At 63.8% G+C, this 25,332-nt stretch carries 19 protein-coding genes; 9 read left to right on the top strand and 10 right to left on the bottom strand.

The genetic code is table 11. The features are described from left to right. Window positions 1-42 precede the first annotated feature (42 nt). Entirely contained in the window at window positions 43-948 is a 906-nt protein-coding gene (locus GSQ90_RS07385) for a hypothetical protein (RefSeq protein ID WP_158814105.1), read from the bottom strand. Window positions 949-1,173: 225 nt separating this feature from the next. On the opposite strand from GSQ90_RS07385, the gene GSQ90_RS07390 reads away from it, so the two are divergent. The 3 genes from GSQ90_RS07390 (at window position 1,174) to GSQ90_RS07400 (ending at window position 2,896) form a co-directional block, all read left to right on the top strand. Next, entirely contained in the window at window positions 1,174-1,743 is a 570-nt protein-coding gene (locus GSQ90_RS07390) for a nitroreductase (RefSeq protein WP_158814106.1), read from the top strand. A 30-nt stretch (window positions 1,744-1,773) separates the two neighbouring features. After that, the gene (locus GSQ90_RS07395) at window positions 1,774-2,388 is read left to right on the top strand and encodes a flavin reductase family protein (protein WP_158814107.1); all 615 of its coding nucleotides are present in this window, start codon (window positions 1,774-1,776) and stop codon (window positions 2,386-2,388) included. A 163-nt stretch (window positions 2,389-2,551) separates the two neighbouring features. Further along, complete coding sequence (locus tag GSQ90_RS07400; RefSeq protein WP_158814108.1) at window positions 2,552-2,896, top strand: hypothetical protein; 345 nt, start codon at window positions 2,552-2,554, stop codon at window positions 2,894-2,896. A gap of 60 nt (window positions 2,897-2,956) precedes the next feature. On the opposite strand, the gene GSQ90_RS07405 is transcribed toward GSQ90_RS07400, so the two are convergent. After that, window positions 2,957-3,835 carry a CoA ester lyase gene (locus GSQ90_RS07405; protein ID WP_158814109.1) on the bottom strand — a complete coding sequence of 293 codons (879 nt, stop codon included), beginning with the start codon at window positions 3,833-3,835 and terminating at the stop codon, window positions 2,957-2,959. Between the two features lie 3 nt (window positions 3,836-3,838). Further along, complete coding sequence (locus tag GSQ90_RS07410; protein ID WP_158814110.1) at window positions 3,839-4,339, bottom strand: MaoC family dehydratase; 501 nt, start codon at window positions 4,337-4,339, stop codon at window positions 3,839-3,841. 106 nt (window positions 4,340-4,445) lie between these two features. Here GSQ90_RS07410 and GSQ90_RS07415 point away from each other — a divergent pair, with 106 nt between their 5' ends. Further along, window positions 4,446-5,795: a DUF2336 domain-containing protein gene (locus GSQ90_RS07415; protein ID WP_158814111.1), complete on the top strand. Its 1,350-nt coding sequence runs from the start codon at window positions 4,446-4,448 to the stop codon at window positions 5,793-5,795. 36 nt (window positions 5,796-5,831) lie between these two features. Here GSQ90_RS07415 and GSQ90_RS07420 read toward each other — a convergent pair whose 3' ends face one another. From GSQ90_RS07420 to GSQ90_RS07445, 6 genes are all read right to left on the bottom strand, one after another. Continuing rightward, window positions 5,832-6,254 (bottom strand): DUF1772 domain-containing protein, encoded by a 423-nt coding sequence (locus tag GSQ90_RS07420; RefSeq protein WP_158814112.1) that lies wholly within the window; start codon window positions 6,252-6,254, stop codon window positions 5,832-5,834. Window positions 6,255-6,350: 96 nt separating this feature from the next. Continuing rightward, a complete protein-coding gene (locus tag GSQ90_RS07425; RefSeq protein ID WP_371418334.1) occupies window positions 6,351-6,938 on the bottom strand; it encodes an NUDIX domain-containing protein in 588 nt (195 codons plus the stop codon). A 9-nt stretch (window positions 6,939-6,947) separates the two neighbouring features. Next, window positions 6,948-7,739 (bottom strand): NAD kinase, encoded by a 792-nt coding sequence (locus tag GSQ90_RS07430; RefSeq protein ID WP_158814114.1) that lies wholly within the window; start codon window positions 7,737-7,739, stop codon window positions 6,948-6,950. 85 nt (window positions 7,740-7,824) lie between these two features. Beyond that, window positions 7,825-8,718, bottom strand: a complete 894-nt coding sequence (locus GSQ90_RS07435) for a DMT family transporter (protein ID WP_158814115.1) — start codon at window positions 8,716-8,718, stop codon at window positions 7,825-7,827. A gap of 201 nt (window positions 8,719-8,919) precedes the next feature. Continuing rightward, the gene (gene pbpC, locus GSQ90_RS07440; protein WP_158814116.1) at window positions 8,920-11,007 is read right to left on the bottom strand and encodes a penicillin-binding protein 1C; all 2,088 of its coding nucleotides are present in this window, start codon (window positions 11,005-11,007) and stop codon (window positions 8,920-8,922) included. Continuing rightward, window positions 11,004-16,265 carry an alpha-2-macroglobulin gene (locus GSQ90_RS07445; protein WP_158814117.1) on the bottom strand — a complete coding sequence of 1,754 codons (5,262 nt, stop codon included), beginning with the start codon at window positions 16,263-16,265 and terminating at the stop codon, window positions 11,004-11,006. Before GSQ90_RS07445 ends, pbpC begins: the two co-directional genes overlap by 4 nt. Before the next feature lie 341 nt (window positions 16,266-16,606). Between GSQ90_RS07445 and GSQ90_RS07450 the strand changes: the two genes are divergently transcribed. The 4 genes from GSQ90_RS07450 to pepN are packed head-to-tail and all read left to right on the top strand — an operon-like array spanning window position 16,607 to window position 23,041. Then, a complete protein-coding gene (locus GSQ90_RS07450) occupies window positions 16,607-17,992 on the top strand; it encodes an MFS transporter (protein ID WP_158814118.1) in 1,386 nt (461 codons plus the stop codon). 55 nt (window positions 17,993-18,047) lie between these two features. After that, window positions 18,048-19,493 carry a peptidoglycan-binding protein gene (locus GSQ90_RS07455; protein WP_158814119.1) on the top strand — a complete coding sequence of 482 codons (1,446 nt, stop codon included), beginning with the start codon at window positions 18,048-18,050 and terminating at the stop codon, window positions 19,491-19,493. Then, window positions 19,490-20,335, top strand: coding sequence for a glutamate racemase (gene murI / locus GSQ90_RS07460; RefSeq protein WP_158814120.1), 846 nt, complete (start codon window positions 19,490-19,492; stop codon window positions 20,333-20,335). Before GSQ90_RS07455 ends, murI begins: the two co-directional genes overlap by 4 nt. Window positions 20,336-20,383: 48 nt before the next feature. Beyond that, complete coding sequence (pepN, locus tag GSQ90_RS07465; protein ID WP_158814121.1) at window positions 20,384-23,041, top strand: aminopeptidase N; 2,658 nt, start codon at window positions 20,384-20,386, stop codon at window positions 23,039-23,041. Here the strand turns inward: pepN and GSQ90_RS07470 are convergent. Continuing rightward, window positions 23,022-23,600, bottom strand: coding sequence for a DUF1003 domain-containing protein (locus GSQ90_RS07470; RefSeq protein ID WP_158814122.1), 579 nt, complete (start codon window positions 23,598-23,600; stop codon window positions 23,022-23,024). The two genes, pepN and GSQ90_RS07470, sit on opposite strands and share 20 nt — an antisense overlap. An 814-nt stretch (window positions 23,601-24,414) precedes the next feature. Here GSQ90_RS07470 and GSQ90_RS07475 point away from each other — a divergent pair. Further along, on the top strand, window positions 24,415-25,317 hold the full coding sequence (locus GSQ90_RS07475) for a DapH/DapD/GlmU-related protein (protein WP_158814123.1): 903 nt from the start codon (window positions 24,415-24,417) through the stop codon (window positions 25,315-25,317). The last annotated feature ends 15 nt before the right edge of the window (window positions 25,318-25,332 follow it).

Consider the following 25,332-nt stretch of genomic DNA (forward strand, 5'->3'; position numbering starts at 1 on the left):
ACCCAGGGTCATAAGCGAAGCCGCCTTAGCCTTCGCCGCGTTCTATTGTGCAATAACTTCCACGTCGCGGTCGAGGCCCGATTGCACCTGGAACGTCGATTGATAGGTCTTCGAATCGTGGCGTGCGATCACGACATATTCCCCTTCGGCGAGCACCAGCGAGGGAAAGGCGCCGATCAATTCTCTGATGAGGTCGCCGCCCGGCGTCAGAATGGTGAAGTTGGTGTTGGCCAGCGCTTCGGCGCCCGCCGTATTGACCAGCTTCAGCGTCAAGGTCGCGTAGCGATGGCGCAAGGTCACATCGAGGACTTTGCCTGACGGCACTTTGATATCGGCCGAGACAATCGAATTGGTGACGACGGCGTTGGAGGGCGCGCCGCCGCCCGCCCTGCCGACGCCAAGCGAGCCGACGCCGACGGAATCGAGATAGGTCGATACGATGTGATAGGCGCCTTCGGGCAAGCCCAGAATGTCGCCGGCCTTGGCCTTGGAATAGACCAGCTTGGCTTCCGGATTGTTACGCTCGGGAACATAAATGGCGAGCGACAGCCGATTGGCGTCGATCGGCGCGTCGCCCCTGGTGCCGACGATCCTCAGCGCCCCCGCGTTAAGGGTGAGGCGTTCGGTTCGGTCCTCGTCGCCCATGCTGATCCGCTTTGTCGCGCTCGCCAGCCCAAAAGCGAGGTGGATGACGTAATCGCCCGGCGTCAGGCCGATGGAAGGCTGGGCCGTGCTCGATTCGGCGACCAATGCGTGCGAACCGTCGGCCTCGGCGCGTTCGTTAAAGACCCGCCAATGCAGGCCCGCCTGCATTGGCGCGCTCGCCTGGCCCAAAACGGCCGAAAGATGCAAAACCGCCTTGCCTGGCTCGCTCTGGGCGACCGCCGGCGCGAGCGCGCCCGCAAAGGCCAAAAGGGCGAAAACGAGGCGCCTGATAAAAATCCGCATGACCGTCCTGCCTTGCCGCGATCCTCAGCGCCAGTCAATGGCGAGGCTTTTGGCGATTCCACGCCTCGGGGCGCTATTTTGCGGGCCCCGGCGGCGCCTGGGTCTCGTCGCGCGACAAGCGGGCCGTTTCATGACGGTTTACAGCGAGCGCCAAACCGGCGAAGTAACCGGCCCAAAGCGCATCCCGGCGTCGCCGGGCGGATTGTTTCGAGAATTAGGATGCTCATGAACGCGACGATTGAATTGCTGCGCCGACGCCGTTCCTTGCCGCCCCAGGGAATGGCGGGCCCAGGGCCTGGCCCTGAAGAAATCGAGACATTGCTGACGATCGCCTCTCGCGTGCCCGATCACGGCAAACTGACGCCGTGGCGTTTCCTGGTCTTCGAGGGCGCGGCCCGCGATCGGGCGGGCGCAATCGCCGCTGGCATCTTGCAGAGCGACGATCCGTCGATATCCGAGGCGCGCCGCCAGGCCGAATCGACGCGCTTTTCTCGCGCGCCCTTGGTGATCGGCGTGATCTCGCGCGCCGCGCCCCACGTCAAAATTCCCGAATGGGAGCAGGTGTTGTCCGCCGGCGCCGCTTGTATGAATCTCGTGATCGCGGCCAATGCGATGAGCTATGTCGCCGCGTGGCTGACGGAATGGTGCGCCTATGACCGGCGGTTTTGTGAAGCGATCGGCGTCGGCGCCAATGAGAAAATCGCCGGCTTCGTCCATATTGGCCGGGCCAACATGATCAGCGAGGATCGGGTCCGGCCCGCGCTCGCGGCCGTCGTCTCGCGTTTTGAAGCGTGATCCGGCCGCCTGCATTTCAAGGAGAGCGCCTTGTTCTATGAGACCGGTCAGCGCGACAAGAGCCTTTTGCCGCGCGATCCTTTCAAGGCGATCGTCGCGCCGCGGCCGATCGGATGGATTTCGACGCGAAGCCGGGACGGCCTGGTCAACCTCGCGCCCTATAGTTTCTTCAACGCGTTTTCGTCGGCGCCGCCGATCGTCGGCTTCTCGAGCGAAGGCGCCAAGGATTCAGCGGCTTTCGCCAGGGATAGCGGCGAATTCGTCGCCAATCTCGCGACCATGGATTTGCTGCACCCAATGAGCCTGAGTTCGGCGCCATTGCCGCGCGGGCAGAGCGAATTCGCTCATACCGGCCTGACGATGGCGCCGTGCCGGCTGGTGGGGGCGCCGCGCGTCGCCGAAAGCCACGCCGCGATGGAATGCAAGGTGACCGAAATCGTCATCTTGAAAAACATGCGCGGCGAGTCGACGGACAATTATCTGGTTCTGGGCGAGGTCGTCGCTTTTCATATCGACGAGCGTTTTATTCGCGACGGCGTTTTCGATACCGCCGCCGCCCAATCGCTGGCGCGCTGCGGCTACCAGGACTATGCGGTCGTCGACAAGCTCTTCACCTTGGCGCGTCCACCGGGCGGCGGCGGATAATCTTGGGCTCAATTGGCCAACAACCGGCGCTAACCAGGCGCCGCAAGACTAAAGCCTCCGGTTGCAAGTTCTCCTGACCTAAGCTGGTTGGTCTCGGCTTGACTCCGCGCCCGGTCCCGCCAGATTGTCGCAGGCGGCGCCGTTGGGCGCATTGGAGGGTGAAATGAGGGCTGGGAAATTTGCGATCTGGGCGGCGGCTATTGTTGCGTCCGCGACGGTGAGTTCTCTCGCTATGGCCGGAGACCACTGGAAATTCAATGTCATCAATAAATCAAATACCGCGGCGGTCGAATTCCGGACGCAGGAAAACGGCGATTGGAGTTCCAATTGGATTTCCGACCGGATTCAGCCGGGCGATACGTTCAATATGGACTTTGGCACCAGCAAGGGCGATTGCACGGTGCGCACGCAAATCCATTTCGCCGACGGCAGCAAATTCGACGCGCCTGTCGATTATTGCAAGGTCAACAATCTCTATATTCACGACGATAACATAACCTGGGATTGATACGCGAAGCTTCGGTCGGCGGCGAAGGGGCGCGGCCGACCGGACTTATCCGCTTTCTGATCAATCAGGCTGCGTCCTGGCGCGCGCCAGGATTCGCTCGGCGCGCAATTGATGGGGCCTGTCGAGCATCTCGCCGTCGAGCGCGACGACGCCGGCGCCAGGCGCCGCGGCGAATGCCGCGATGATCGCACGCGCTCGGGCGAGGGTCTCGGGCGTCGGCGTGAAGACTTCGTTGATGACGGGGATTTGTGCTGGATGAATCGCCATTTTCGCCCAGAATCCATCGCGGCGCGCGGCGATGGCTTCGGCGCGCAGGCCTTCAAGGTCTCGAAAATTGGTGAACACCGTGTCGATGGGCGCGACATTGGCCGCCGTCGCGCCCACCAGCGTCAGGTTGCGCGCCAAGTTATAAGGGCCGGCGTAAGCGCCGTCGGGCAGGCGATTGCTTTCGGCGCCGAGATCCGCTGACAGATCTTCGCCGCCCCAGGCGAGGCCCTCAAGCCGCGGACTGCAACCGCGATAGCTTTCCATGCCAAACAGCGCGCGCGCGCTTTCCGTCGCTATCGCGAAGATCCGGGTTGAGCCGTCGCCAAGCCCGCACAAAGCCTCGCGAACGGCGAGTTTCACGCCGAGCTGCTGGACGCTCGCCCCGCCGAGGCTTTTGGGCAAGACGACGCCTTCGGGCGCCGCCGACATGACGGCGTCGAGATCGGCGTCGGTCAGGCCGCTCTCAAGCGGATTGACGCGCAAGAAAAGGCGCGGCCGCGGGGTTTGCGAGGCGGCGGCGCGCAGGAACTCGGCGGCGATGCGGCGCGCGCGCTCTTTCGCCGCCAGCGCGACAGAATCTTCGAGATCGACGATCAGCGCATCGGCGCCGCTGAGAAGCGCCTTGGCGAGCTTCTTTTCGTCGTCGCCTGGGACAAACAGGGCCGAGCGCATCGGTTAGACCTTCAAGGTTTCGGGGGTGGGCCGACGGCGCATGAAAGCGGTGCGGCGGCATTCGGCAACCAGAACGCCGTCCTGCTTGTAGGCGCGATGCAGGAATTCGACGAGGCCGGCGTCGCCGCGCGACTTCGATTCCCGTGCGGAAAGAACTTCCGTCGTCGCGCGTATCGTGTCGCCCTCGAACAGCGGCGCCGGGAAGCGCACGTCGGTCATGCCCAGATTGGCGATCGTCGTGCCGACCGTCGTGTCGTTGACCGAAATGCCAATCATCAGGCCAAGCGTGAACAAAGAATTCATGATGGGTTTGCCCCATTCGGTTTCGGTTGCGCAGAAATGAGCGTCAATATGCAGGGGTTGCGGATTAAGGGTCATGTTCGAGAACAGCATATTGTCCATCTGCGTGACGGTTCGCGTCAGTCGATGCGAGAAAACCCGGCCGACCGCGAAATCCTCAAAATAAAGGCCGCCGCGGGGATGGACGGGCGCGGAATCGTTCATTTTCTCACTCCAGTCCCCTCGCGCCCGTTCCGCTTTAAGCGCCCATTTACCATAAGGCGGCAAGCTGCGGCATGAGAGTTTCCGTTGCGACGCGTGGGAATGCGCTATGAATCTGATGATATCCGATAATGAGCCGCCCGCCTCTCAAGCCCCAGATCAGCCGACCATTGTTCGCCGCTTTCTGAGCTGGGCGCAACGGGCGGACGCCGGCGGACGCGCCGAGGCCGCCAGCGCTTTGGCGCGGGCCTATCTCTACTCGGATCTCGACCCGACGCTGCGCCGCGAGGCCGCAATCGGAATGACTTCGCTGCTCGACGACTATTCCGCGCTCGTGCGTCGCGCGCTGGCGGAAGTGTTGGCGGGGGCTTGCGACGCGCCTCATCATATCGTTCTGGCGCTGGCCTGCGATCAGTCGGAAGTTTCGTCGGTGGTGTTGGCGCGCTCGCCGGTTCTGACCGACGCCGAACTTGTCGATTGCGCCGCTATCGGCGATGCCCGCGCCCAGATCGCGCTGGCTCGCCGTCCGCGCCTGGGGGTGAGCGTCGCCGCCGCGCTCGCGGAAATCGGCCAACGAGAGGCGGTGATCGCGCTTGCCGGCAATCTTGACGCCGATCTCAGCCAAAGCGTTTTGTTTCGCATTGTCGAGCGGTTTGGTCAGGATGCGGAAGCGCGCGAGGCTTTGCTGATGCGCCCATCGCTGCCATCGACGCTGCGCGTCGATCTCGTCGCCGCCGCCGCGAAAGCTTTGTCTGATTTTGTCGCTGGCTGCGCCTGGCTGGGGGCGGAGCGGGCCGAGCGCATGACGCGGGAGGCGGCCGAGCAGGGGACGGTCTGCGTCGCGAATTCGAGCCCGAAGGACGAAATACGCGATCTTGTGCGTCATCTTCGCCAAAGGGGAGGCTTGACGATCGCCTTGCTGATGCGCGCGTTGCTGTCGGGCGATCGCGCGTTGTTCGAGAGCGCTTTGGCGGAACTTTCCGGATTGGCGCCTGCGCGCATCGCCGGGTTTGTCCGCGAACCGCTGAGCGCCGGGTTTGCCGCACTCTATGGCAAGACCGGCTTGCCGCCTCATTTTCTGCCGGCTTTTCGCGCAGCCCTCGCCGCTCTCGACGAAGCCAAAATCGCGCATGGCGATCGGATATCCCGGGCTTTGATCGAGCGCGTGATCGCCGCTTGCGAAAGGGTCAATTCGCCTGAACTCGTTAAACTCATGTCCTTGCTGCGCCGCTTCGAGGCGGAGGCCGCGCGTGAGGAAGCCCGCGCCTTTGTGGCGGAATCCGCCGCGCATCGTCGGGCGCCCGCTTTGCTAGTCCGCTTCGAGGAAGGGCTTGGCGATGACGAACCGACGAACGCGCCGATGCTCATCGCCGCCCAAGCGCCCCCGGCGCTGGAGGCGGAGCCGCCGCCCGTCGCATTGCCTCCCGATCAGATCGCCGCTCTGGCCGAAGCGGCCTGACGGTCGGGGCTGACGGATTAACTCGGCTTCGCCGTCTTACAGCGCCCAAAGAAACGCCGCGCAAGCGACAAGGCCGATCGCCGTTTGCCCATATTCCAGCAGCCCCCATAGGCGCACCAATTCGCGCGCAGCGCCGGGCTCGCTGGCGGAAACTGTCAGAATGCGATTGTTCATCGGCACCATGGCGAAGAACGTATAGGGCCAGCTCGCAATCACAACGATGGCGCCGATCAACCAGCGCACATCCTGCGTTTGAAAATAGGTCGCCAGCCCAAGCGCCGCCGCAATCAGCGCGAGGGACGCCAGCATGGCGAAGCCGCGGCGATCGCTCGGACGCCATTCCGAGAGCAGTCCGTTATCGTCAAGCGAGAGGCGTGCAGGCTGCTCAACAAGATTGATGTAGAGCGCCGCGCCGCTGAAAGCGGCGGCGAAGGCGAGGGCGAGAGGTCCAATCAGCATGAAACTTCCTTATGGGCGGCAAAGACAGGCCGGACGAGCGAACGCCGTCGAACAAGACCCCCTTCTACACGAATTCCATCCCGTCGTTGCGGCGGGTCAATTGGCCTCGTAGTCCATTAATCCACGTGCTTTAGCATAATATAGCAAGGCGATCGTTTTGGCGTCGCAGATATCGCCCCGCTCGATCATAGCGAGCGCTTCGTCAAACGTCGGCTCAATGATCTCGATATGTTCGTCGGCGTCGACGCCGCCTCCGGCGCCCACGCGGTCGGCCTGGCCGTAACGCGCGACGAAGCAAGCGATTTTCTCGGTGGTGGCGCCAGGGCTGACGAAAGCGTCGAAGACGTGACGCGCGTCGGCGATCGCCACCCCCGTTTCCTCCATCGCTTCGCGGATGATGCCGGCTTCCGGCGCATCGCCATCAAGCATGCCCGCGCAAACCTCCGTCATCGACGACCTGGCGTCCTCCAGATAGGCGCCGAGCCTGAATTGTCGCACCAACAGGACGATTTTGCGCTCGGGGTCATAGAGCAGCACCGCGGCTGCGCCCTTGTGATGGTAGATCTCACGATTCATGAGACGCGCGGCGCCATCCGACTCGATCACTTCCACCCTGGTCAGCGTCAGCCTGAAGCGGCCGTTGGCGAGGAGCGTTTCGCCAAGCATCTTGATCTTGGGGGCCATCAATCTTCCTTAATAGACAAATTGCTCGCGCAATATGCGCTCGTCGAGCGAATGGCCGGGATCGTGCAGCAGCATCAGCGAAGTCTTGTGGTCCATGGAGACATCGACCCGCGCGACGCGTCTGATTTCGATGTGGTCGGCGACTGCGGCGACCGGGCGTTTGTCCGCCTCCAGCACTTCGATGGAAACGCTTGCGCGGTCCGGCAATAGCGCGCCGCGCCATCGGCGTGGGCGGAAGGCGGAGATGGGCGTCAAGGCCATCAGCGGCGCGTCCAGCGGCAGGATCGGCCCGTTCGCCGAAAGATTATAGGCGGTTGAACCGGCTGGGGTCGCAAGCAGCACGCCGTCGGCGATGAGCTCGTCGAGCCGCTCCTTGCCGTCGACGCTGATGCGCAATTTTGCGGCCTGATAGGTCTGCCGCAGTAAGGAAACTTCATTGATCGCCCGCGCGGTCCTTGTCGCGCCTTTGGCGTCGGTCGTGCGCATGACAAGCGGATGGATGATCGAGGGGCGCGCGGTTTCCAATCTTTTGCGCAGACCGCGATCATGGAATTCGTTCATCAAAAACCCGACGGATCCTCGATTCATCCCATAGATCGGCTTGGGCGCGTTCATCATGCGATGCAACGTCTGCAGCATCAGGCCGTCGCCGCCTAGCGCGACGATCACGTCGGCTTGGGCGGGCTCGCAATTGCCGTAGCGCTCAACGAGTCGTTCCAGGGCTTCATTGGCTTCCTGGGCTCCCGACGATAGGAAACAGATCGCCTGCGCGCTTCTCGAAGCGCTATTGCGCGCGACCATTCTTGATCCTTCCCCTGTGCCAGCAAGAGTAGTGGATGGCGGCGCGCCCGTAAAGTTCACGCGTCCGAAACAGCGCGTCGTCCGATCAGGCCCGCGCGGCCAAAACATGGCGACGGCTCTCGATCAACAGCATGAACAGGCCGCTGCACAAGATGATCGCCGCGCCGATGAGGACGTGCCGAGGCGGCAAATCGTTGAAGACCAGCCAGCCCCAAAGGATTGCCCAGGCAAGCGAGGTATATTCAAAGGGCGCCAGAGCGGAGGCCGGCGCGCGGCGCAAGCCTTCGAACAGAAAAAACTGGCCGACGCTGCCGACAAGGCCAAGCGCGACGATCAGTCCGAAGCTGAAAGCGTCAGGCCAGACGAAGACAAAAGGCGCGGCGAACCCGCAGGCGACGACAAACAAAAAGTTGCTGCCGACCATCAAGGCCGCCGTACTCACTGCCTGGCTGAGGCTGCGCGCCAAGATCGTCGTGCCCGCCCAACATAAAGCGCCAAATAGCGTCAGCAGGGCCGGCCAGACATCGGGCGCCGCCGACAGATCCGCGGCGATGAGCACGCCGCCAAAGCCAATGAGCGTCGTCATCCAGCGCCATGGGCCGACGATCTCGCCCAGTATGGGATTGGACATCGCCACCACAAACAGCGGTGCGGCGAAATAGAGCGTGACGAGTTCGGCCAGTTGCAGAGAACGCGACGCGCTGTAATAGGCGAGCCACGCCGCCAGGATGAGCAGGCCGCGCACCGCGACCGCCGCGAGATTGCGCCTTTGCATCATGCTGCGCAGATCAGCGCGTCGGACCACAAAGCTTGCAAGCGCGACAATCATGACGCTTCGCGCGAACAGCACTTCGGCCACGGGGAGCTTCACGACCAGCCATTTAACGATGGCGTCCTGAGCGCTGAACGCCGCCCAGCCGCAGGTCGCCAAAGCGATCCCCGTCAGCGTGCGGGACGCTTCGGTTTTTGCGGAAGTCATGGAAGCCTCGAACGGAACGAAGGAAAGCAGCGGAAGCCGGATTCCGTTCGAATTTTGCGACGGAAAGGGGGAATAGAGCAGATTCCGGTCCAAAAGTCAGTCCGAAATTGCGGTCAGAACCCCCGGAAGCGTAGATTCGCGGTCAAAAAGCCGTGTGAATATATTTGGGCTGCTTCTTTGCCGCCGTCGCGCCGCATTCCATCATTGCAGGCGAACCATGACCGAATCCGTCGCCCCTTTGGCGTCGATCACGGAAACGCGTGCAAAGCCCGCGCCGTCGGGGCGCCAGGCAGATTCCCGGCGCGCGTCGGGCTCGCCGATGGGCGCGCCATTGACAAACCAGGTCAGAGGCGTGGCGCCGCCCAGCGCCTTTAGCGAAAGCTGCGCGTCTCCAGCGCCTTGGGCCAAGCCGAGATCGACGCGCGCGCCGTCGGGCGGATAGGCGATTTTCAGAGTGGCGACCGCGGTCGCCGCCATGATCTTGGGCGCGTCCTTGCGCAGGTGACGCAGCGGCGGCGGCAGATCGGCGCTCGTCGCCGCTCTGAGCACGCCTTTGGGCGCCGCGATCAATTCGACATCGCGTCCGAGCCTGGCGAAGGCGTCAAACAGGATGGGCGCCGCGACCTGCCGTCCGACGAGGCCCGGCACGGGGGCGTTGTCGGGACGGCCGACCCAGACGGCGATCGTGGTGCCCTTGTCGTATCCTATCGCCAAGGCGTCCCGATAACCGTAGGAGGTGCCTGTCTTGAACGCGATGCGTCCGCTCAGTGAATTGGCCGGCGGCGGCGCGCCGCGCAGGATGTCTTCGACATAGAAGGCGGCGACCGGGTCGGTGACGCGGCGCGGTCCCATCGCGCCGGGGTCCGCGCCCAGGCGCTCGATCAGCGGCGGCGCTTCGCCGCCGCGCGCGAGCCCGACGTAGAGCCGCGCGAGATCGGTCAGCGAAATGCCCAGCCCGCCAAGGCCGATCGCGAGGCCGGGCGGGGCGTCTTTTGGCAGAACGATGGCGGCGCCGGCGCCATGCAATCGCGCCAGAAAATTGGCGGGACCGACATCGGCCAGTAATTCGATGGCCGGCAGGTTGAGCGACATTTGCAAGGCGCGCCGCGCGGTTACGGTGCCCTGGAAACCGAGATCGAAATTTTCGGGCGTATAGGCGCCGTAGCGCGTCGGCCGATCGAAAAGAACCGTCTCGGGATGGGCGATCCCGCTCTCGAAAGCGAGCGCGTAAATGAAAGGCTTGAGCGCGGAGCCTGGCGAGCGCGGCGCGCGCGTCATGTCGATGGAGCCGTCGCGTTCGCTGGAGAGATAATCGGCCGCGCCGACCCTGGCGCGGATTTCTCCGCTGGCGTTGTCGATCACGATGATCGCCGCCGAAAGCTTGGGACCGAGACGCGCCGCGCTTTGGCGCGCCAGATCCTCAAGTTTGGCCTGCAGCCGCGCATCAAAGGACAGCTTCAGAATATGGGCCTGCGGATCGGCGGCGACAGCCTCTTCGGCGGCATGGGCGGCGAGCATGGGAAAGGGGCGCCGTTCGCCGGGAACGATTTCGCGTTTTGCCGCCTCCGCCTCCCCGGCCTTGATGATTCCGCGCTCGACGGCGCGGTCGAGCACGCGATCCCTCGCTCTTTTGGCGGCGTCCACGAAACGGTCGGGGCGGCGCGACTCGGGCGATTGCGGCAGCGCGACCAGCAGCGCCGCCTCGCCGAGCGTCAGGCGTCGCGGCTCCTTTCCAAAATAGGTCAGCGATGCCGCTCTAACGCCTTCAATATTTCCGCCGAACGGCGCCAAAGCGAGATAGCGGTCGAGCACGCCCTCTTTGCTGATCTGACGCTCGATTTGCCAGGCGCGCGCGGCCTGACGAAGTTTAGCGGAAATGCTGCGCTCCTCGCGCGGTTCGATCAGCCGCGCGACCTGCATCGTCAGCGTCGAGCCGCCCGAAACGACGCGCCCTCTGGTGGCGAGCTGCAGGCCGGCCCGGGCCAGGGCGCGCCAATCGACGCCGTCGTGAGCGTAAAATCGCGCATCCTCATAGCTGAGGAGCATGGCGATATAGCGAGGGTCGACCTCGCCCAGCTCAACAGGCAGGCGCCATCGCCCATCGGGCAAAGTGAAGGCGCGCAGCAGGCGTCCGTCGCGATCGACGACGATCGTCGATCCCTGGCGCGCCGACAGGAGATCGATCGGCCCAAGATTCTGAAGATATTGCGACCATGCGGCCGGTATCGCCAGAGCCAGAACAAAGATGAGCGCCCCGGCGATGCCGAACCAGCGGCGCTCCCGATTCATTTAGCGATGACCTCTATCGTGCTGAAGGCGTTGCGACCGAACCGCTCGGGCCGATACATGTCTTCCACCGTGGTGGGCGGATAGACATATTTTCCTGGCGCAACAGCGCGCACGACATAGGCGACGTTGAAGAAGGCCGATTGGTTTTCCTCACGGTTGAAAGCTGCGACGAAACGGTCGTCGCGATATTCCGTATGATCGGGGTCAACGTCCTTCTTGAGCCAGGAGAAAGCATCGATCGCGCCGCCGTCGACCAGATTGGGATTGTCGATCTCTAGTCCCGCCGGAAGGCGGTCGACGAGCAACAGGCGCGCATATTTCGCTTCCGCTTCCGTCACTTTCAGCACGATCACGAACCGATCGTTTTGCGTGACGCTCTTGGCGTCGAACTTGGTCCCATCGAGTTTGTAGAAGCCGCGTTCGATTTCGTAACCTTGCGCAGCGGCCGGTTCCGGGACAATCGGATTGCCCGATGTTGTGGTGGCGATTACCGCCGACGCCGCGCCAGTGTTGACGATGGTCGCGAGAGCGCCATTGAGGCCAAAGCCGCTCCACTTGCGATAAACCGCGCCCTTCTGCGGTTGGCCGTCGACAGTGAACAGATTCGCTGAAGAATGCTCCGCGATCGCTTCGGCGGCGAGCACCATCCAGTTGTTTTCCTGCGTGCTGGTATAGTTTCGTTCATTGCGCGCCTGTTCGACAATGCGCGACGCCTCGCCGATGGCGTCGCCGGAAACTTCGCCTTGCGCAAGATTGGCTTCCGCCAACAGCGCGAGCACGCCGGCGCCGTCGCGAAGACGCGAACCATAGTCGGGCCGCGAATAGCCATTGTCGTGCTCGCCGCGCAAGGTTTCAAGCGCGGCTGTGAATATCTTGCCCGCCCGCGCCCGGTCGCCCAGCATCGCAAGCGCAGCGGCGATTTGCGCCTCGGCCAAGGGCGTCTTGAACACGCTAAGCTTGGTGTCGGCGAGATAGCGCAAGTCGCTGACGACCGGCCGCCCATTGCGCGCCAGAACATAGAGCGCATAGGCGAGCGGTTCGCCGGCGCCATCGCCCGGATCGGCGGCGTTGACGACTTCGTTGCGCAGCCGGTCGAGCGCCTGATCGAAGCCTTTTTGAGGGACCGCGAAAGAGCGTTCGCGGGCACGGGTCAGGAAGTCCGACACAAAGGCGTCGAGCCATAGATCGTCATCGTCGCTTCCTGCTTTCCAGAGCCCAAACGCGCCGTTGGAATCCTGACGATCCATGACGCGGTCGATCGATTGTTTGATGCGCCCGTCAAGGTCGGGATCGATAGCCAGATGTTCGATCGAAGCGAGCCGATTGGCGTAGAGCAACGGCATCGCGCGACTGACCGTCTGCTCCGAACATCCATAGGGATAGCGCTCCAGAGCCTGCAGCAAAGCCGGGGCGTCCAGCCCGCCGAACGGCGAGGCGGAAATCGATATGGACCCTGTGCCGGGGATGAAATCGGCGAGCAGATCGCTCGATATCGTCTCGCTGGCGCCGGCGGCCAGGGGATGAACCGCCCGACGATAAAGATCGGGCGCGCCCGCGGTGACGCCAAGGGCGAAATGCTGCGTCACATCCAGCTTCGGCCCTGTGAGCCGCAGATCGAGGCTTGCGGTTCCGATGCCCGCCGCCGTCACTGGGATCGTCACCGAAGTACGTTGATGCGCGTCCAGCTTGACGGTCTTACTCATCGCATCGGCCTGCGCGACAAGCGGGCCGTGGATATCGAGATCGAGTTTGTAGTCGCCGGCCTCGCCCTCGACATTGTCAATATCGACGTGCATTTGCGAATGATCGCCAAGGCTGAGGAAGCGGGGCAGGGTGCCCGCCACCACAACGGGATCGCGCACGATGACTTCCGCCTCGGCGCTCCCCACTTTCGTTTTCGACCAGGCGACGGCCATGATGCGCACCGAGCCGTTGAAGGCGGGCAAATCGAACGAAACTTTGGCCTCGCCATTGGCGTCGACGCGCACGACGCCAGAATAAAGAGCGAGGGGTTCTTGCGTCGGCAAGTTGCCCTCGACGCCGGCGTTGCCGTCGCCGCCCGTATGGATCGCTCCAGCCGAGCCTTCCATGCCGTCGATCAACAGGCCGTAGAGATCGCGGATCTCGACGGAAAGTTTTCGTTGGCCGAAGAAATAATCTTTCGGATCGGGCGTCTTGAACCCGGTGATGTTGAGAATGCCGATATCGACCGCGGCCACGCTGACCGCGGCTTCTTCTCCGGGCGCAAGACCCGCGAGGTTGATCGGTAGCGTCAGCGTCTGACGCGGGCGCGCCATATCAGGGGCGCCGAGCGAGATGTCGAGTTTATGCGTGGCGGCATCGATGCCGAACCAGGCCAGGCCGAGCGCGCGGCCCGGCATCCGCTTGGCCTTCGCGTCAAGCGGGCGATGGGTGAGCGCGATGGCGTAGGCGCCGGCGCCCCAATCGGCGCCAACCTTGAACGGCGCGACATTGTCGCCTTCGGCGAGGTCGACATCGATGAATTGTTCGATCTTGTCGCCGACGATCGCGATCGTCGCCTTGCCTGCAAAGCGCGAGGCGATGCGCAGCTTGGCTTCATCGCCTGCTTGATAATTCGCCTTGTCGAGCGTCACGACGACATTATCAGGCGTGTCGGCGCTGGCCGAACCGGACCAGCCGACATCGAATGTGATGCTGGTCTGGTCGCCATCGGCCGATTTGATGTCGAGCCTGTGCTTGCCCCAACCGACATTGGCGATGATCTTGGCCGCGGAATCGGCGGCTATGTCGACGGAGCCCTCCGCGATGCGCTTGGAGGACTTGACGGGTTCATAGCCCCAATGGCCGTCCGAATTGTACCATTGGTAGTTTTCCTCGATCTGGTAGAGCGACCATTCGACGCCTTTGCGTGCGACGCGCGAACCATCCGGCGCGACGGCGATCGCCTCGAAAACCGCCGCTTCGCCTTGTCCAAGACCGTCGTCGAAATCCTTCTTGACGCCGATCAGCGTCGATTTGGCGCGGACCGGCAGCGTCACGACGCGCTCGACCGTGCGCCCGCCTGGCTCCGCCACATCGACGATGACCTTCGCCTCAAGCGGCTTGGCCGCCGCGCCCTCGGGCAATGCAGCCGAAACGTCGGCATGCCCCTTCGCGTCGGTCTGCAGCTTGTCGTTGAACTGGCTGCTGACCGCGGTGAATTCATCGTCGGTGAGGCCGCCTGCAAATCCCTTGTAGCCGGGGATTTCCGAGCCATCCACAGCCTGCAGCGAAACCTGTCCGGTGACGTCGAGGCCCGCGGCGGGCGCGCCGTAGAGGAATTTCGCATCGACACCGATCTCGACAGGCTCGCCCGCGGTCAGGATGTCCGAAGCCGGCTTCAGCTTCACGTCGAGACGTTCGGGAATGTAATCCTCGAGCATGAAGCCTGTTTCGCCGATGCTGGGGCCCTTGGGGTCGACATAGGCGACGACGCGCCAGGAGCCCGGTTGCGCCCCGGCAAGCAGTGGCAACGCTAGAGAACGTCCGCCAAGGCCCTGATCGGCGATCGTTGTCCGCTTATATTCGACACCGTCCGGGCGAAGCGCCACCAGCGTCAGCGGCAGGCCTGTCTTGGCCGCGCCCTTGGCGTCGCGCAATAAGGCGGTGACGTAGACGGTTTCTCCGGAGCGGTAGACGCCGCGCTCGGTGAACAGGAACGCATCGAGCGCCGCCGGAGCCTCGCGGCCGCTTACGCCACGATCGGTGAGATCGAAAGCGCTCTGGACGAGATTGAGGAAGCCGTAATCGCCGGCCGCCGTCGTTGCAACCAGCAAGCCCGGCGATACGCCGCCGGTTCCACGCGAGAGGCCCGGATCAAAATCAATCCGGCCGTCCGCGCCGGTGGATTTGGTCGCCAATATTTCATTGTTGCGGGCGACGAGCTTGACCTCGACGCCGGCCAGCGGCGCCGCCGTGGCGAGCGAATGCACGATCGCATGCACGCCGTCCTCGCCCGAAAGGGCGGTCAGGCCGAGGTCGGAGACAACCAGCCATTGCGTCGCCAGGGCGGCGTCGCCGCTGTCGTCCTCGCCTTCTGTCTTAGGGGTCGCCGCGTCGCCTTTCACGGGCTGGGCGGTGATGATGTAGACGCCGGCCTCAAGCTTGCCGACCGCTTCCAAAATGGGGAAGTCGGTGACGACATCCTTATTGAGATCGGAGGCGACATCCATCGAGCCGCTCCAGATCTTGACGCCATCGTTATTGGCAATCTCGCCGGCGCGGGAATTATTGATTCCTTTGAGGAAGTCGTCGCGCTGAACCGCCGCGAGCAGGTTGCGATCGCCGACGCGATAGACGTCGATCGCAATCTTGGCGGTGTTGACCGTGACAAGCGGCGCGCCCTGCTGACCCTGCCGCGGCAGGACGTAATTCTTGCCGGTGAAATGAACCTGGGGCGAGCGATCGCGGACGTAGATTTCGTAGTCGGCGTTCTTGAGCAAGGATTCGCCGACGGTGGAGGGAAGACCCTGCCGGACGACGATGGAATAGCGCTCGCCGTGCTTCAATCCTTCAACGCAAATTTGCTGTTCTTCCGAACTGATCGCTCCGTTGGCCGCGCCCGAGACGGCGACATAGGGCGCAAAGTCGGTTTTTCGCGCGAGCGGCTCGGAGAACTGGAAACAGACTCGCGGTGCGGCGGAATCATTATCGACTTTGTAATCGGTGATGCGAAATCCATATTTCTCGCGCATATCCTCGTAAGTCTTGCTGATGTCGAGGTCGTCGCGCCGGTCGAGGCTGGCGCGATAGGCGTCGAGAGCGGGACGCCACATTTCGCGGCGCGCGAAAAGATTGCCGAGGAGGGCCAACGCCTCCGCCTGCGGCGCGGGCGCGGTCAGCCGTTCATAGGCGGCATAGGCGGCGGTTGCGCCGCGTTCGCGCAATTCATAACGTTCAGGCGCCTGCGCGTCGTCGGCTTTCACCGCAACCTTGGCCAGTTCCAGCCAATTGGCGGCGTCCTTGGGATTGCCCGCCACTGCGGCGGCGGCGAGCCGGCCGGCGAGTTTGTAATCGGCGTTATCGGCCGCCGCCGCGGCTTCTTTGCGCAATTGCTCCGGGTTCTTGCCCTTGGTCAACGCGCCTTCGCCGGCCGTTTCCTTGCGCAGCGTCTCGGCGAGGCGCACGGCGTCGCTGACAAGAAAATCCCGGGCATAGGGCTTGGATTCCGCGGCATAGGCCGCTCCTCCGACGAACATAAACACGAGAGCCAACAGAGTGCGGAGCGCGGCGTGCATGGTTCGACCTATGTCTGAGGCGCGAGGAAGCGCCGATGGGTCATAAAACGCGGCTGACAAGTCAGGTATGTGACTTTACGGGATGGCGGCGGCTACCATAACGGTCGCGTCCGGCCATTCAACCGGTGCGAGCCCAGGAAATCCGATTTTCCGAAGGAGAATAGGTCCGGTCGTCGCTATTTGTCGATTGGGCGGACTATGATGCGGTAAGTTTGACGATCGTGGCGATTCTTGCAACGCCGGGATGGAAGTCCTTCCCGGCGTCGTAGGGAAGGCGGCTTGCTTTTGCGACGCGTTCGATCGAAGCCTGCAACGAAAAGAATTTAAAGGGGAGGGGACAGATGGAGACCGCATCCGCGACCAGGGAGGGCCTTGGCGATATTGGCGCTCGCCTCGATCAATTGTCCGCCTCTCGCGCGATCTGGACCCGCGTCGTTCTGCTGTCGCTCGGCGGCTGCTTTGAATATTACGACCTATTTCTGACCGGCTATGTCGCGCCCGGTCTCGTTCGCAGCGGCGTGTTGACGCCGACAACCCCCGGCCTGTTCGGCACGAGCGGCGTCGCCAGCTTCGTCGCCGCGCTGTTTGCCGGATTGTTCGTCGGCACGGCTTTGTTCGGCTTCGTCGCCGATCGCTTCGGACGCAAGACGATTTTCACCTATTCGCTGATCTGGTACGCCGTGGCGAGCGTCGTCATGGCGTTCCAGACCGACGCCTTCGGCCTCAATCTGTGGCGGTTCATCGCGGGCGTCGGCATCGGCGTCGAGCTCGTCACGATCGACGCCTATATCGCGGAACTCGTGCCGGCGGCGTTGCGGGGGCGCGCGTTCGCCTATAATTCGGCGATCCAGTTCGTCGCGGTTCCGGTGGTTGCGTTTCTGGCCTGGCTGCTGGTGCCCAACGCGCCGTTGGGCATGGACGGATGGCGTTGGGTCGTGCTGATCGGCTCTTTGGGGGCGGTGTTCGTCTGGTGGATCCGTCGGGGCGTGCCCGAGAGCCCGCGCTGGCTCGCCCAGCATGGGCGGCTAGAGGAAGCTGATCGGGCGCTGTCGGCGCTCGAGGGCGCCAAGCCCAGCATCGCGCTGCCGACCGCGCCCGCTGGCGAAACGAATCCGCAGCCAGGACGCTTCGGCGAAATCTGGCGGAGCCCCTATCTCGCGCGGACCGTAATGCTGATCATCTTCAATATTTTTCAGACCGTTGGATTCTACGGCTTTTCCAATTGGGTGCCAACCTTGCTGATTGAACAGGGGATATCCATCACCAAGAGCCTGCAATATACGTTCATCATCGCCATCGCCGCGCCCTTCGGCCCCTTGATCGCGTCCGCCCTTGGCGACAAGGTTGAGCGCAAATGGCTGATCGTTGTGGCCGCATTCGCGATCGCCGTCTTCGGAATCATATTCGGCCAGACGACGGCCGCGGTTCCGTTGATCGCGCTTGGCGTTTTGCTGACCCTGTCGAATAATATCCTGTCCTTCGCTTTCCATGGCTATCAGGCCGAACTTTACCCCACGCGAATCCGGGCCATGGCCGTTGGATTCGTCTATTCCTGGAGCCGGTTGTCGGTCGTTTTCAGCGCCTTTCTGATCGCCGACACGCTTCATTGGTTCGGCGTCGCCGGGGTTTTCACGTTGATTGCCGGCAGTATGGGAATCGTGATGGTTTCGATCGGGGCGCTGGGGCCGCGCACCAGCAACCTTTCCCTTGATGCGATCTCGAAATAGAACAGGGCGTCTCGATGGCCTGCCTGGACGCTTTTGAACATCTGAGGAGAGCTTGATGCAAAAAATGGCGCGGCGGGCGATATGTGGTTTGGCTTTGGCCCTCGCTTTGGCGGCGCCCGCGCAATTGCGCGCGCAGATTGCGCCGTCGGCGTCGCCGAGCGCCGATCCTGTCTACGACGGGCAGAAAGCGGCGTTCGAAGCGCTCTCCGAAGCGGATCGGCGGGCCATTCAGGATTCGCTGATCTGGAGCGGGCAATATCTGGGCGTCGTTGACGGCGTCTTCGGCAAGCGGACCCGCGATGCGATCGTCGCCTACCAGACCAGCATTAAGGCGCAGGCCAATGGGCTCGTCGATTCCGCGCAATTGGCTGTGATGACGGGCGCCGCGCAAAAGGCCCGCGCCGCCGTACGCTTTCAAATATTCACGGACGAAAAAACCGGCGTCAAGATCGGAGCGCCGCTAAAAATCCTCGACAAGCGCGTTGCGGGCGATGCGGGCTACGCGCGGCTGATGAAGACCGACGGCTCGATCACGCTCGATCTTTCAAGCGCCGCCGGCGGCGATGCCAAACTCGGCCTGCTGTTTGCCGCGCTGACCGCCGATGCGCCGGGGAGAAAAATTACGCTCAAGATCAGCCGTCCCGATTTCTTCGTCGTTTCGGGCGAAGAGGCCGGCCGAAAATTCTACGAGCGCATGGCCAAGGCGCCGGCGAATTGGCCGGATCCGACGATGATCCGCGGGTTCCGGCTCGCCTATCCCGCGGCGCAATCGGCCGATCTCGACAAGATCGGCGTGGCGATCGCCGATTCGTTCGAGCCCTTCCCGGCCGCGGCCTCATCTCCCGCGGCGGGACCTGTGGCCGCGTCAGAGCCGACGCCTGTTCCCGCGCCGCCGCCCGCGCCCGCCCGCCCGGTTTTTGCGGCGACCGGCTTTCTCGTCGCGCCGGGCCAGGCGCTCAGCGCCATCGGGGCGGCCGACTGCCCCAATCCGACGATCGATGGAAAGCCGGCAAAATTCGTTCGCGACGACCGGGAGCTGGGCCTCAGCCTCCTGTCGGTCGATTCGGTCGCCGGCGCCTCCGTCAACGCGCCGAGTTTTGGGGCTTTCGGCCCCGATCTGGTGGCGATCAGCTATGCCGCCGATGAGCCCAGTGGCCGCATCGTGCTCAATGTGACATCGGCTTCGCCGCTCGCGCTGGGCCAGGGCGAGACGCGTCCTTCCCTGCTCGCATCCTTGTCGAAGAACGCCAGGGGCGCCCCTGTTTTTGATCGCATGGGCAGCCTTGTCGCAATGATCGCCCAATCGACCGGCGAGCCCAAGCTGGTGGCGGGGGTCACGCCCATCGCGCCGCATGGGGCGATCGGCGCGGACCAGATCCAGAGGTTTCTGTCGCTGACGCCTGACGCCTCCGCCAAGGCGGCGGCTGCCGCGCCGCTTGGCGCCGGGCAGGTCGCGGCGGCCGAGCGCGCCTTTGTCGTTGCGATTTCCTGTCGTCGATGAACAGGGTTGGCTTGCGCGGTCCGCGCGTTCTTGTCTTCGATTCGGGCCTCGGCGGCCTGACGGTCTTGACAGAGGTCGCCAAGGCGCGGCCGGACGCTTCCCTCGTCTATGCCGCCGATGACGCAGCTTTTCCCTATGGGGCGCTTGGCGAGTCGGAACTTGTCGCCCGCGTCGCCTCGGTGATGGACAGTCTCGTCGCCCTGCACACGCCCGATCTCGTGGTTATCGCTTGCGGCACCGCCTCGACCCTCGTCCTGGGACCGCTGCGCGCGCGTTATCCCGCGCTTCCGTTCGTTGGCACCGTGCCGGCGATCAAGCCCGCGGCGGCCATCTCGAAGTCTCGGCTGGTAAGCGTGCTGGCGACGACCGGCACGGTGGCGCGCGACTACACGCAGGCCCTTGTGCGCGAACATGCCGGCGATTGCGAGGTCGCGCTTGTCGGCTCAAAGCATCTGGCGCGTATCGCTGAGGATGGCATGAAGGGACTGGCGGTCGATGACGCGGAGATCGCGCGCGAGATCGCCCCGTGTTTCGTTGAAAGCGGCGGGCGGCGCACCGATGTCGTCGCGCTGGCTTGCACGCATTATCCCTTGCTGCGGGCTCAGTTCGAGCGTCTCGCGCCGTGGCCGGTGGACTATGTCGATCCGGCCCCGGCGATCGCGCGACGGGTCGACGCGCTGCTGGGGCCCGCCGCCGGGGCGCCATTTCCGCACGGGGCCAGCGCGCCAGCCATTTTCACAAGCGGCGCCGCGCCCGGGGACGCCCTGCGGGAAGCCTTGCTGAAATTCGGTTTGGTCGCGGCGCCGACCGATGCGGCGGCGTTTGAATTCAGCCGGACTTGACGAAACGGCCCCCAGCCGCGTTGTGTCGGATCAAACGAGGATCATTTCATGCGCACCAGCACAGGCCAGCCGATTCGCCTCGCGGACTATCGGCCCCCCGATTATCTGATCGACGCCGTCGAACTCGATGTCTCGCTGCATCGTCACGCGACGCGCGTCGTCTCGACTTTGGCGATCCGGCCCAATCCCGCGGGCCGGGCAGGGGCCGCGCTGGCGCTTGACGGCGACGAACTTCAGCTTGTGAGCATCGAACTCGACGGCAACCCGCTCGACCCCGCCGCCTTCGCCGCCTCGCCCGAAAAACTGGTTCTCGCCAACCCGCCGCAAATACCATTCACGCTGCGCATCGAGACGCAGCTCGATCCGGCCGGCAACACTAAGCTGATGGGACTCTATCGTTCGGGTTCGGCCTATTGCACGCAATGCGAAGCCGAGGGCTTTCGGCGCATCACTTATTTTCTCGACCGGCCCGACGTTCTCTCGACCTATGTGACGCGGCTTGAGGCGGATAAAGCCGAGGCGCCCGTTCTTCTCGCCAATGGCAATCTCGAGGCGCATGGCGATCTCGAGGGAACCTCCCGTCATTTTGCGGTCTGGCGCGATCCGCATAAGAAGCCGAGCTATCTCTTCGCGCTGGTGGCGGGCGATCTTGCCCATATCGCCGATCGTTTCGTCACCGCATCGGGCCGCAAGGTTGATCTGGGCATCTATGTCGAGCATGGCCGGCAGGACCGCGCCGCCTATGCGATGGATTCGCTCAAGCGTTCGATGCGCTGGGACGAGCAGGAATACGGGCGCGAATATGATCTCGATGTTTTCAACATCGTCGCCGTCTCCGATTTCAATATGGGCGCGATGGAGAACAAGGGCCTCAACGTCTTCAACGACAAATATGTCCTGGCTCTGCCGGAAACCGCGACCGACGAGGATTATGCCGGCATCGAGGCCGTCATCGCCCATGAATATTTCCACAACTGGACCGGCAACCGCATCACTTGCCGCGACTGGTTCCAGCTCTGCCTGAAGGAAGGGTTGACGGTTTTCCGCGATCAGGATTTCTCGGCGCACGAACGCTCGGCGCCGGTCAAGCGCATCGCCGATGTGCGCGGGCTGCGCGCGGCGCAATTTCCCGAGGACGCCGGCCCGCTCGCCCATAATGTGCGGCCGGAAATCTATCACGAGATCAATAATTTCTACACGGCGACGGTCTATCAGAAGGGCGCCGAAGTCATCCGCATGCTCAAGCTTCTGATCGGCGCGCCGGCCTTCCGCGCCGGCATGGACCTCTATTTCGAGCGATACGACGGCACGGCGGCGACGATCGAAGATTTCCTTGGCTGTTTCGCTGAGACGTCGGGACGCGATCTCACCGATTTCAAGCGCTGGTACAGTCAGGCGGGAACGCCGTTGCTGACTTTCCGCAGCGCCTATGACGAGGCCGCGCGCAGCCTGACCCTCGACATGGCGCAGGCGACCGCGCCGACGCGCGACCAGGCGGTGAAGCTGCCTTTGACGATCCCGATCGCGCTTGGCATGATCGACGCGGCGGGCGGCGAGATCGCTCTCGCCTCGGCCGACGCCAACCCAAGCGAATTGGCCAGCGGCGTCCTGGAACTGACCACCGCCTCGCGGCGCGTGACCTTCACCGGCGTCGCCAGCCGTCCGACCCTCTCCTTGCTGCGCGGGTTTTCGGCGCCGGCGCGCGTCGACGACGATCTGACCGAGGCCGATCTCTTGATCCTGTCGCGCCACGATCGCGACAGCTTCAATCGCTGGCAGGCCATGCAGAGTCTCGCGACGCGCCTGCTGCTGCGCGCCGCCGGGGCGATCCGGGCGGGGCAGGCGCCCAAGATCGACGCCGATTTTGTCGAGGCTTACGGCGCCATCCTTGGCGAAGCTCAGGCGGGCCGCATCGACGCGGCTTTCGCGGCGCAGGCCTTGAGCCTGCCCAGCGAAGGCGACATTGCGCGCGAGATGGAGCGCAATGTCGATCCCGATGCGATTTTCGTCGCGCGCGATTCCCTGCGCGGCGCGCTTGGCCGCGCCCATGCGCCCGCTTTGGCGCGCCTGCACGATAGTTTTGGCGGCGCGGCGCATTTCAGTCCGGACGCCGCGAGCGCCGGGCGCCGCGCCCTGCGCAATGCCGCGCTTCTCATGCTCGCCGCCGGCAAGGCGGAGGAGGGCGCGCAGCGCGCCCAGCGTCAACTGGCGGGCGCCAACAATATGACCGAGCGCTTCGCCGCTCTCGCCGCGCTATGCCTGACGCCGGGCGCCGCGCGCGAACATGCGCTCGAGGCCTTCGCCCGCGCGCATGCGGCCGATCCGCTGATCCTCGACAAATGGTTCATCCTGCAGGCGCAAATTCCCGAGAAGGAGACGCTGGCGCGCGTGCGCGCGCTGATGAGCCACCACGCTTTCTCGATGAGCAATCCCAATCGCGTGCGCGCCTTGATCGGCGGCTTCAGCGCCAACCAGACGCAGTTCAACCGGGCCGACGGCGCGGGTTACGCTCTGCTGGCCGAAATCGTGCTGACGCTCGATCCGACCAATCCGCAAGTCGCCGCTCGGCTGCTGTCCGGACTGCGCTCCTGGCGCTCTCTCGAGCCCCAGCGTCAGTCAAAGGCGCAGGAGGCGCTCGCCGGGATTGCCGGCAAGACCCAGCTTTCCGCCGATGTGCGCGACATCGTCACGCGCTGTCTGAGCTGAGCGGTCGCCGCGCGCGCATTTCCTCCGCCGCCGCGGCATGGGTCTCCTTGATCGCGTCGAGCACCGATTGCGGGTTGGCGGGCTGGGCCATCACTTCGGCTTCCTGATCGACCCGGTCGTGAATGAGCGGATTGTCGCGGCGGACCTCCTCCAGCAACTGGATCACTTTCGCCGTCTTCTGCTCGCTGAGGATCGCCAGCTCAAGGGTCAGCAGCTCGCGGTGTTGGGCGATTTCCTCCTCGTGCCTTTGGGAGCCGAGGATCAAAACAACCATAAAGAGAGAGACGAGCGAGGCGCCCCCGTCCAGCCAGGCGAAAGGCGGCGGATCGATGGGTTGGCGGCCGAGCGCCAGCGCGAGCAGATTGGCGCCGATCCAGCCGATGATGACGAGGCCGAGGACGCCGATGCACAGCGGGCGGCCGAGCAGCGCCGTCAGCCGATCCATCGCACGCTGCTGCGGCGAGGCCGCGCCATGGTGCTCGGCATGCAGCCGGGCGATCGAGCGGATCGTCTCCTCGATATGGATAGGCAGGATCGGCGGCGGGTCTGTGTCGATCAATGTCGTCCCTGATTTTGGAAGGCGGCGGCGCGCCTCATGACGACCAAACCAGCGCCGGCCGCCAAAGGTTGCGCGGGGCGGCCGACGGCGGCCGATTTGCAATCTCCTTGCGTAACGCTGAAAAACTGCGCCGGCGCCAAAATGTCGTTTTTTCTGGCCTTTGAAAAGGTTCGATAATTTCCAGTCGCTTGCAAATTTTTTTCGAGTGACATTGTTGAATATCAATGGGTTGCAAGCGAAAAAATGAAAAAAATTTTCGACCGCGCGAACTTACAGGCGCGGTCGGCGACCTCCAAGCGAATGCGAAGCATTCGTCCGCCGCGCTCTCTGCACGGCCGCGATCGAAACGAAAATAAAGCGCTTGCGCGCTGAACGCGGTCCAACGACCGCGCTACAGAGGCCGCTGGGTGCGTCAGCGAGGCGGCCATTGCCGCGCCGCGTTTGCGGCTCGAGGCTTGAGGGCTGGCTTCGCTCATGGCACGGCCTCTTGTTTGTTGGAAATGACAAGCTATCATAGCATAACTATTGATTTTCAGAAAGATTTCGTTGCAAAAATCGGCAGCCGCAGGCGGACGGCTGTCGGAGCAAGGTAGAAATGGCGCTCGACAAGCAAAGTAGAAATGCCCCCGTGCGGGTGGTTGCGCTCCGGCCTCGCTCGTGTTCCGAATCGGGTCGACACGACGGGCAGGAGCAAGCCACTCGCGAAACGCGCTCTCCATTGCGCCGTAGCGAGCGGATTGCGGCGGAACCTATGGGGCAAGCCTCGCCCAATAGCGGTAAGCCGATTTTCCCCTTCCTAAACTGGACCTATCGAATGACTGCGATCACCAGAACCGGACACCGCTACCGCGACAAGGAAGTCGGCAAGACACTGGACGTCTGGTTCCCTCGCAACGACGAGCGCATCGAGCGCCACTGCCTGGCCGAGAAGGTGGGCCTGATCGAAGGCGATTTCGTCACTGTCACCATGCTCGCGCCGGGCGCGCCCCCGGCGAGCGCCGAGGACGTGTACCTGCGGCTCCACCTGCTGTCCGAACTCACCTTCCGGCCGAACACGCTAAACCTGGAAGGCAGCTTTGGCCTGCTCAACAACGTGGCCTGGACCTCGGCCGGCCCGGTGCTCCCCGGACGAGTGCAGGAGCTGCGCGCAAGATTGCAGAGCGAAGCGCACCACCTGCAGGTGCCCTCCATCGACAAGTTCCCGCGCATGACCGACTACGTGATTCCCGAGGGCGTGCGCATCGCCGACGCCGACCGGGTGCGGTTGGGGGCGCATCTGTCGCCAGGCACGACCGTCATGCACGAAGGCTTCGTCAACTTCAATGCCGGCACACTGGGCGAATCCATGGTCGAAGGCCGCGTCACTCCTGGCGTGATCGTGGGGCGAAACTCCGACGTGGGCGCGGGCGCGTCAATCATGGGTACGCTGTCGGGCGGCGGCAAGCAGGTCAACTCAGTGGGGGAGCGTAGCCTGATCGGCGCTAACGCCGGCATCGGTATCTCTCTGGGCGACGAGTGCATTGTAGAGGCTGGCCTGTACGTCACGGCCGGCAGCAAGGTACGCACGCCCGAGGGCCGAGTGGTCAAGGCCAGAGAGCTGTCGGGCCGCTCTGGCCTGTTGTTCCGCCGCGATAGTCAGAGCGGCGCCATCGAATGCGTGTACACAAACGCCGAGCGTTGGGGCGGCCTCAACGCGGACTTGCACGGCAACAACTGATGCCGACGATTGCAA

It is taken from the genome of Methylocapsa sp. S129 (assembly GCF_009765995.1).
Lineage (GTDB): Bacteria > Pseudomonadota > Alphaproteobacteria > Rhizobiales > Beijerinckiaceae > Roseiarcus.